Origin of the sequence: Brachyspira sp. (genome assembly GCF_029258575.1) — a bacterium.
In the GTDB taxonomy this organism is placed as follows: Bacteria; Spirochaetota; Brachyspiria; order Brachyspirales; family Brachyspiraceae; genus Brachyspira.
Genome location: NZ_JARHYI010000019.1, coordinates 1 through 8,313 on the forward strand (window position 1 = coordinate 1; position 8,313 = coordinate 8,313).

At 26.1% G+C, this 8,313-nt stretch carries 8 protein-coding genes; 5 read left to right on the forward strand and 3 right to left on the reverse strand.

Going from position 1 to position 8,313, the window contains the following annotated elements; all coding sequences use genetic code 11:
• From Q1J76_RS01390 to dnaJ, 4 genes are all read left to right on the forward strand, one after another.
• A partial coding sequence (locus Q1J76_RS01390; RefSeq protein WP_300365659.1) for an ankyrin repeat domain-containing protein occupies positions 1-693 on the forward strand: 693 nt, incomplete at its 5' end.
• 96 nt (positions 694-789) lie between these two features.
• Positions 790-1,497, forward strand: coding sequence for a YoaK family protein (locus Q1J76_RS01395; protein ID WP_300365662.1), 708 nt, complete (start codon positions 790-792; stop codon positions 1,495-1,497).
• A 60-nt stretch (positions 1,498-1,557) separates the two neighbouring features.
• Positions 1,558-1,848, forward strand: coding sequence for a DnaJ domain-containing protein (locus tag Q1J76_RS01400; protein ID WP_300365665.1), 291 nt, complete (start codon positions 1,558-1,560; stop codon positions 1,846-1,848).
• Between the two features lie 45 nt (positions 1,849-1,893).
• The gene (gene dnaJ / locus Q1J76_RS01405) at positions 1,894-3,024 is read left to right on the forward strand and encodes a molecular chaperone DnaJ (protein WP_300365668.1); all 1,131 of its coding nucleotides are present in this window, start codon (positions 1,894-1,896) and stop codon (positions 3,022-3,024) included.
• 45 nt (positions 3,025-3,069) lie between these two features.
• Here the strand turns inward: dnaJ and Q1J76_RS01410 are convergent, their stop codons facing one another.
• Positions 3,070-4,143, reverse strand: a complete 1,074-nt coding sequence (locus tag Q1J76_RS01410; RefSeq protein WP_300365671.1) for a glycosyltransferase — start codon at positions 4,141-4,143, stop codon at positions 3,070-3,072.
• 70 nt (positions 4,144-4,213) lie between these two features.
• Between Q1J76_RS01410 and Q1J76_RS01415 the strand changes: the two genes are divergently transcribed.
• Positions 4,214-6,973 (forward strand): tetratricopeptide repeat protein, encoded by a 2,760-nt coding sequence (locus tag Q1J76_RS01415; protein ID WP_300365673.1) that lies wholly within the window; start codon positions 4,214-4,216, stop codon positions 6,971-6,973.
• Positions 6,974-6,991: 18 nt separating this feature from the next.
• Here Q1J76_RS01415 and Q1J76_RS01420 read toward each other — a convergent pair whose 3' ends face one another.
• Positions 6,992-7,807, reverse strand: a complete 816-nt coding sequence (locus tag Q1J76_RS01420) for a pyridoxamine kinase (RefSeq protein WP_300365675.1) — start codon at positions 7,805-7,807, stop codon at positions 6,992-6,994.
• A 5-nt stretch (positions 7,808-7,812) separates the two neighbouring features.
• Positions 7,813-8,037, reverse strand: a complete 225-nt coding sequence (locus Q1J76_RS01425) for a hypothetical protein (protein WP_300365678.1) — start codon at positions 8,035-8,037, stop codon at positions 7,813-7,815.
• Positions 8,038-8,313: the final 276 nt, after the last annotated feature.

Below are 8,313 nucleotides of genomic sequence, written 5' to 3' on the forward strand. Positions count from 1 at the left end.
ATAGATTCTGGAGCTGATGTAAATGATAAAGCTAAATCTAATAGAATATCTTTAGCTTTGAGTTATGCTTCAAAAAATGGGCATTTAGAAGTAGTAAAATATTTATTAGATAAAGGCGCTGATGTAAATGCTAAAGATGAATATAATAGAACAGCTTTGATGTATGCTTTATATAAAGGGCATTTAGAAGTGGTAAAACTTTTAATAGATTCTGGAGCTGATGTAAATGCCAAAGATAAAGATAATGAAACAGTTTTGATGTATGCTTCAAAGAATTGGCATTTAGAAGTAGTAAAATATTTATTAGATAAAGGCGCTGATGTAAATGCTAAAGATAAATATAATAGAACAGCTTTGATGTGTGCTTCAAAAAAAGGGCATTTAGAAGTGGTAAAACTTTTAATAGATTCTGGAGCTGATGTAAATGCTAAAGATGATTATTATGAAACAGCTTTGACGGGTGCTTCATATAATGGGCATTTGGAAGTAGTAAAATATTTATTAGATAAAGGCGCTTATGGTTCAAGTATAGCTTTGAGAGTTGCTTCAAAGAATGGGGATTTAGAAATAGTAAAACTTTTAATAGACTCAGGAGTTTATGAGGATTATAATTTAAGAGAAGCTTTGGATATTGCTTCAAAGAATGGGCATTGGAAAGTAGCGAAATTTTTAGAATCAAAATGTGGTAGATAAAAATATATTTACAATTTTTGTTTTTTGACAATTTGCTATAATGCTAGTATAATTTAACAAATTATTTTTTATAATTAATTTAATTAGGTAAGAAAAGTGAAAAATAATAAAGTGAATAATAGCATTATAGCTTTTATAAAAGGTAAAAACGAATCCATACATACAACTGAAACTATATATATATCTTCTATACTTACTATAGTTGGTGGTTTTGTTGATGCTTATACTTATATTACCAGAGGTGGAATATTTGCCTATGCTCAAACAGGAAATATTATATTTCTTTCTATAGGTTTGGCAAAAAAACAATTTAAAGATACTTGGCATTATTTGATATCTGTTATTATTTTTGTTATTGGTATTTTTTTTGCTTTGTATGTGAAGAAGATTTTTAATAAGAGAAAGATAATTGAATTTGAATATGTTATTATATTGATACATTCTGTTGTATTATTTATAGTGGGGCTTTTGCCTGAGACATTTTCTGATACTGTGATTATAGGTTGTATATCTTTTATGTCAGCAATTTTTATGATAACCTTTAATAAGGTTGAAGGTCTTTCATATGTTACAAATATGTGTACTGGAAATTTAAGATCCGCTTCTGAGAATTTATTTAAATTTTTATTTGAAAATGATAAAACAGGTTTAAAAAAAGGATTAATATATATTATAATATTAGCATCTTTTGCATTAGGGGCTTTTTTGGGAACTTTATTTACTAATATTATTGGAGTTAGAGCAGTATGGATTTCTGCTGCTTTACTTCTAATCGTTGAGAGTTTAATGTTTTTTGATAGATAATTTGTTTTAATTTGTATTGATGAATTTTTTTTTATATATATAATATAAGGATATATTTTTATGGATAAAGATTATTATAAAATACTAAATGTTAATATATTTTCAAGCAATGAGAAAATAAAAAAATCTTATAGAGAGTTAGCTATGAAATATCATCCTGATAGAAATTCAGGAGATGATAAAGCTAATAGAATTTTTGTAGATATAAATGAAGCTTATGAAATTTTATCTAATAAAGAAACTCGTATGGAATATACAATAAAATATTTGGCTTCAAATAAATATGTTATTGTATGCTTAGCTGCTACGGGTTTTGGATTAGGTTTAATATTTACTAGAAAAAGAAAATAATTTTTGATTATTTACGGATAAATTTTTTATAGAGGATGTAATAAAATGGCAGAAAAAAGAGATTATTATGAAGTATTAGGAGTGGCAAAAACTGCTACTAATGAGGAGATAAAAAAAGCGTATAGAAAATTGGCTATGCAATATCACCCAGACAGAAATCCGGGAAATAAAGAGGCTGAAGATAAATTTAAAGAAGCTACAGAGGCTTATGAGATTTTATCCGATGAGAAGAAACGTTCTCAATATGATCAATTCGGTTTTCAAGGTGTTCATAGTGATTTTGCTGATGCTTATGGCAGAGGCGGTTTTGATTTCTCATCTATGTTCGGCGGCGGCGGTGGATTTGGAGATTTGGATGATATATTTAGCTCATTCTTCGGAGGCGGTTTTTCAGGAAGAGGCTCAAGATCTCAAAGACGAGGTAATGATATAAGGCATGATGTTACTTTATCTTTAGAAGATGCTGTTTTCGGTAAAAAGATGGAAATAAAATTAGATAAGAATGATACCTGTGATGCTTGTAATGGTACTGGTGCAGAACCAGGAACTAAAACTCAAACATGTCCTACCTGTGGAGGAAGTGGAGAGGTGAGAATGACACAGGGATTTTTTAGTGTTAGAAGAACCTGTAGCAGATGTAATGGAAGCGGTTCTATAGTAGCAACACCATGTAAAAAATGCCGTGGGGCTGGAACTGTTAGAAAAACAAAAATTATTTCTGTTAATATTCCAAAAGGTATAGACGATAATACTCAGCTTAGAGTAAGCGGAGAAGGAGAGGCTATAGGTGGAGGAATTGCTGGAGATTTATATTTGTATATACATGTAAGTCCTCACTCTCATTTTGTAAGAGATGGAATAGATTTAATAACTGAAGTAGGAATTAATATAGCACAGGCTGCTTTGGGAGCTGATATTTTTATACAAACTTTAGATAATAAAAAAGTAAAAATAAAAATACCAGCTGGAACTAATAGCGGTCAGGTATTTAAATTAAAGGGAAGTGGGGCATCGCATATAAATAGAGCTGGAAGAGGAGATTTATTTGTTATAGTGAATATTGATGTATCCTCTAAATTATCATCGGAAGAGAAAAAATTGTTTAGTGAGCTTAAAAAAGTTATGCCTTCAAATGATGAACCTATTTTGAGGAAGCCTAATAGAACCAATTGGTGATTTTTAATATAAAAAGGAGGTTTTTAATTTAATCTCCTTTTTATATTATTGATAGCTGCTGATTAATTCTAATATTTTATTTGTATTTTTCATTTCATCTATTGAAGATATAAATAAATCGTATGATTTTTTATTTTCTGACATTTTTTTTATCTTTGATATTATTGATATTGGATTTTTAGAATCATATATTAAAGCATTTTTATTATCTGATACTATTTCCGCTGATGAGCTTTTAGCATCTATTATAGGAAGTGTTTTATAATACCAAGCTGCTATTAATTGTGTATAGAAAGAATCTTTTATATTATGTATTATCATAGCATATGAGGTTTCTATGACATTTGCTATACTATTATTATCATCTTCATCTATAAAGTCTACATACGATTCTATAGATAATTTATGTATATTTTCTTTCAATTCTTTATCGTATCCTATAATTTTTAATTTATATATATCATTACTTTCTTTTAGATATTGTGCATAAGCTGCTGTACATTTGAAAATACTGTCTTCTTTATTATAAAATATTACTATTGATTTCTCTTTTTCTTTTTTATCATTATGAACAAGTATGTAAGGAGAAAAATAGGGCTGTATTACATTTATATTTTTTATATCATTATGTAGATATAATATTCTCTCTTTTATTTTGCTGCTTCCACATATTATTATATCCATATTGGGAGTATGTTCATAATCTAATTTAAGAAGTTTTTTATCTATTAAATTAGTTTTTTTGGATTTGTTTTCCTGAAAATACAGATGATTTTGAAAATTGAGTGCATACCATACAATCACTGGTAATTTATTTATTCTTTTTTTTATTAAAATATTTTTAGTCATAGATGCTATTATATTCATAGGGAAATCCATAGCTATTATAGCATCAGTATTTTCAGAAATATTTGCTATGCTTTTTGCAGATTTATTGAATAAAAAAGTCGATAGATGTTTTCTTGCTATATATGCTGGAAAATTGTTTGGGAATGATTTTGAAAATACTGTAATTCTTATTCCAGATTTGTAAAAGTTATCAAGTATATTAAGCATAAATTGATTAGATTTATTTTTTATATCATTAGCATTCGATATTAGTATAATAATTTCTTTCATTTTTTATCCGTACTATTAAAATATAGCAAATCCAATTCCGATACTATTTAGTAATGAATAAGGACTTGTTATGAAAATAAATAAAATATTATTGATAATTTTCTTTATATATATTTCGGCATATTCCAGAGATATTTTACAATATCATACTGCTATGAATGATAGAAGTGTCAATATTCCTTTGGAAAGCATATCTGTAGATACTAATAAAATTGTTTTAGACAGTAATAGTCAACATAATTTAAATATAGAATTAGATAAGGTAAGAAAATTTATAGAAGACGGTAAATTCTTTGATGCCATTAATTTATGCAATTCTATTGAAACTAATTATATGAATTATTATGAAATATATTATTTGAGAGGGCTTTCATATTATAGAAGGGCGGATTTATATTATGCCTCTTTAGATTTTAATAAGCTTTTATCATTATATATAGATGAAGAGAATAGGGATAAAGTTTATAATCTTGTATTTGATTTTTTTAATACCATTAATGAATATGAAGAAACATTAAAGGCAAGTATTATAGCATATAAGGTTACTAATAATCCTTATTGGCTTTTTTTAGCAGGTAATTCATCTTTAAAAAATGGAGATGTAAAAAGTGCTGATTATTATTTTAATGAATGTATGAAAGGAAATGTTTCATATGCTAATGAGGGATTTGGAGATTTGAATTTATTGAATAAGCAGTATGATGAAGCACTTAATAGTTATAAGAAAGTAAGGTATACGGATAATGATGATAAAATTAGAATTCAGAGTAAAATAAGTAATTCTATTGTTAAAAAAGAAATTGATATATGGAATAAAAGTTATTTATCTGGTGATTATAATAATGCTATGAGGATACTACAGAATATCTCTTCATACTCTGGAGACTATCCTGAAATAACTGTTGCTATGGCTAAAACATATTTTGGAATGAAAGATTATAATAGTTCAAAAAGAATATTAACTAAATTCATAACATCTGTAAATGATTTTGATGAGGCTTATGCCATATTGGCACAAATATATCTTTATGAGAAGAATGAAACTGAGGCAATAAAAATAATAGAAAAGGGATTGGAATATACATATAATAAACCAAGATTATACGAAACATTTGCTTCTATGCTTTATGATGATGGATATAGTTATTATCCTGATAAAATAATATCTCAAATTATTAATTTATATAATATTTCTGATGAGAATAAGATTTATTATAGTAAAAGTTTAATAAGGCAAAAAAGATATGATGAGGCTTCTAAATTATTAAAGACTGTAGAATTGTATAAAGAAGAGGCTTCTAAATTATTAAATAATATAGAATGCAATAAAATTTTGGATAAAGCAGGAGAGTTTAAGAAAAAAAATTATTATGTTGATTTGATGCAGATTCTTTCTAGATATCAATTTGATGGCAATGAAGAGCAGATCAGAATAGGATATATGGCTGATGCTTATTATAATTTAGGCTCTATAGATAAATCAATAGATATATTGAAAGAGGCTTTTAATGCCAATATTATAAGTATAAATAATGTTTTTTTACTTAGAAAATTATTGGGAATTAGAGCTTCTTATAATGATACTTCAGCATATCAAAAAGAGAGAGATGCTATAGATATAAGAGCCACTGAATATTGGGAAGAGGAATTAAAATTACATTTAAATTTAGTTATAGATAGAATATTTGAGTTTATACGATTCAATCAATTTGATGAGGCTCTAGCTTATATCTCTGATTTGAGAAATAAGAATTATGATGTTGCTTATATAAAACAAATAGAATCAACAACATACGGACTTTATGCAGCTTATTTATATGAGAATAAAAAATATGAAGAGGCATACAAAACTGTTTCTTTAGCTTTTAGAAGAAATAGAAGTAATTATGATGCTATTGCTATTAAAAATGAGATGGATGTGGATTCATATTTAACTTCTATAGGTGCTTATAATAATATAGATGCTTATGTTAGTTTATCATCTACTATGAAGGAAATTTTGAGAATTTCTCCTGCATATATAGAAAATAGAATAAGATTAGCTGAAACATATATTAGAGAATATAATTTGGAAGGATTTAATATAATTAATAATATTACTGATTATATTAATGTAAACGGTGGAAAAGATTTGTTATTAGGAAGAGAATATAATAAGGCTTATTTATATAATTATTCTGTTTCCTGCTATGATAGAGCTTCAAAATATATTAATGTAAATCCTATATATATAGCAGAAAGTGCTGTTAATTTAGAAAATTATAATGTTTCATCTGATTATATATCAAAATTAGTTAATGAAAATATGAATAATGCAGATGCTCTTTATGCTGCTTCTAAACTTTATACAAAGATTGGTAATTATAATGATGCTATTAATACCATAAATAATGCTATATCTCTTGATAATTCTAATGTGAATTATTTACATCAGAGGGGATATATTAATGAAGTTATGGGTAATACTAAATCAGCATTAAATGATTATATGAATGTACTTAAATTAAATAAAAATTATACAGCTGCTAATTATAGAGCGGCAATAGTTTATTTGAATAATTTTAAGAATGATATGGATGCTGAAGCTTATGCATTAAATTATCTAGCATTAACTCCTGATGATTATAGCGGTTATGAACTTCTAGGCAAAATATATAAATATAGAGCAGAGAAATATATAGATAAAAATACAAAAGGATTGCTAAAAGAATCATTAAACAATTACGAAACAGCTTTGAGTAAAGCGGTATGGGGAAAAGATTCTAATGCTAGAAAAAATATAATCGAAGAAATTAATTATTTACAAAATCAGATATTAGAATATAAATAATATTGAAGTAAATATTTATTAAAGTAAATGAAGTCTTTTTTCTATGGATATGCCGTAAACTCTGTCATCATTATCTTTAATAGATTCTTCAACGGAATTATATATAAATTTAGTTGCTTTATTTAAAGCATTTTCTATGCATTCGCCTTTTAATATATATCCTAAAAGCGAAGAACCAAAAGCATCTCCTGTTCCCGGTATGCTTATCTCTATTTTTGGATAATAACTTGTTGTTATACTATTATTTTGATAGCATAGACAACCTATATTTTTATCTTTTAAAACACTAGTAACTATTACTGTTTTAGGTCCTATTTTTGAAAGTTCTTCAGCCATATTTATAACTTCTTCTTCTCTATATTCTAATGATGGATCTTTACCTAATAGTATTGTAAGCTCTGTTATATTTGGAGTTATTATATCAGCATATTTTATTATTTCTCTCATTGAATTTACATGTTCATCTGACATAGATGGATAAAGTTTTCCATTATCTCCAAGTATAGGATCTATTAAAACTATATCTATATCAAAATGTTTTATTATATCCTTTACAATCAAAGGTTGTTTTCCTGAAGATATCCATCCTACATAAAAAGCATCAAATTTAGGATTTCTTATTTTTAACTCTTCTACTATTTTTTCAAGCTGTTGTGTTAAATCGAATGCACAGAAAGAATTAAAAGCGGTATGATTTGATAATATAACACTTATAAGAGGGGAAACCTTTATTCCTAAATATGATAATATAGGTATATTAACAGTTAAAGATGCTTTACCATAGGAACATAAATCATTAAGAAGTAATACATTGGAATCATTTTTATTATTCATAGATATCATTTAAATATAATGAGAGATTTACTATCAGCAAGTACTTTATATCCAGCAACCTGTGCAAAATATGCAAATTGATCCAAACTTATATCATATCTATCTTCTATTTCTTCTTTGGTAACTTTCATCTTTTTACCTCCTGATAAAAAGGAATTAAGTTCAAATACGCTATTACCAAATTTTCTTTCAATTTCTTTTTGAAATGGATTCTTTTTGCCTCTTCTCATATATTATTACTCCAATGATATATTTTTAATAATATCATATAATAATTTTTTTTTCAATTATGAATTTTTATTAAAATTGTTTAAGTTCCATAGATATTGCACACTTTTAGTTTAAAAAAAATGAGATATTCCTTATAATTTAAATTGCTAAAAAAACAAAAAGGAATATCTATGAAACAGTATAATACACAACAGAAAAAAAAGATAGTATTAAGCATTAATAAAGTGAAGAATAAAAGAATACTTGCTTTAAAATTTAATATTAGTATCAGAACT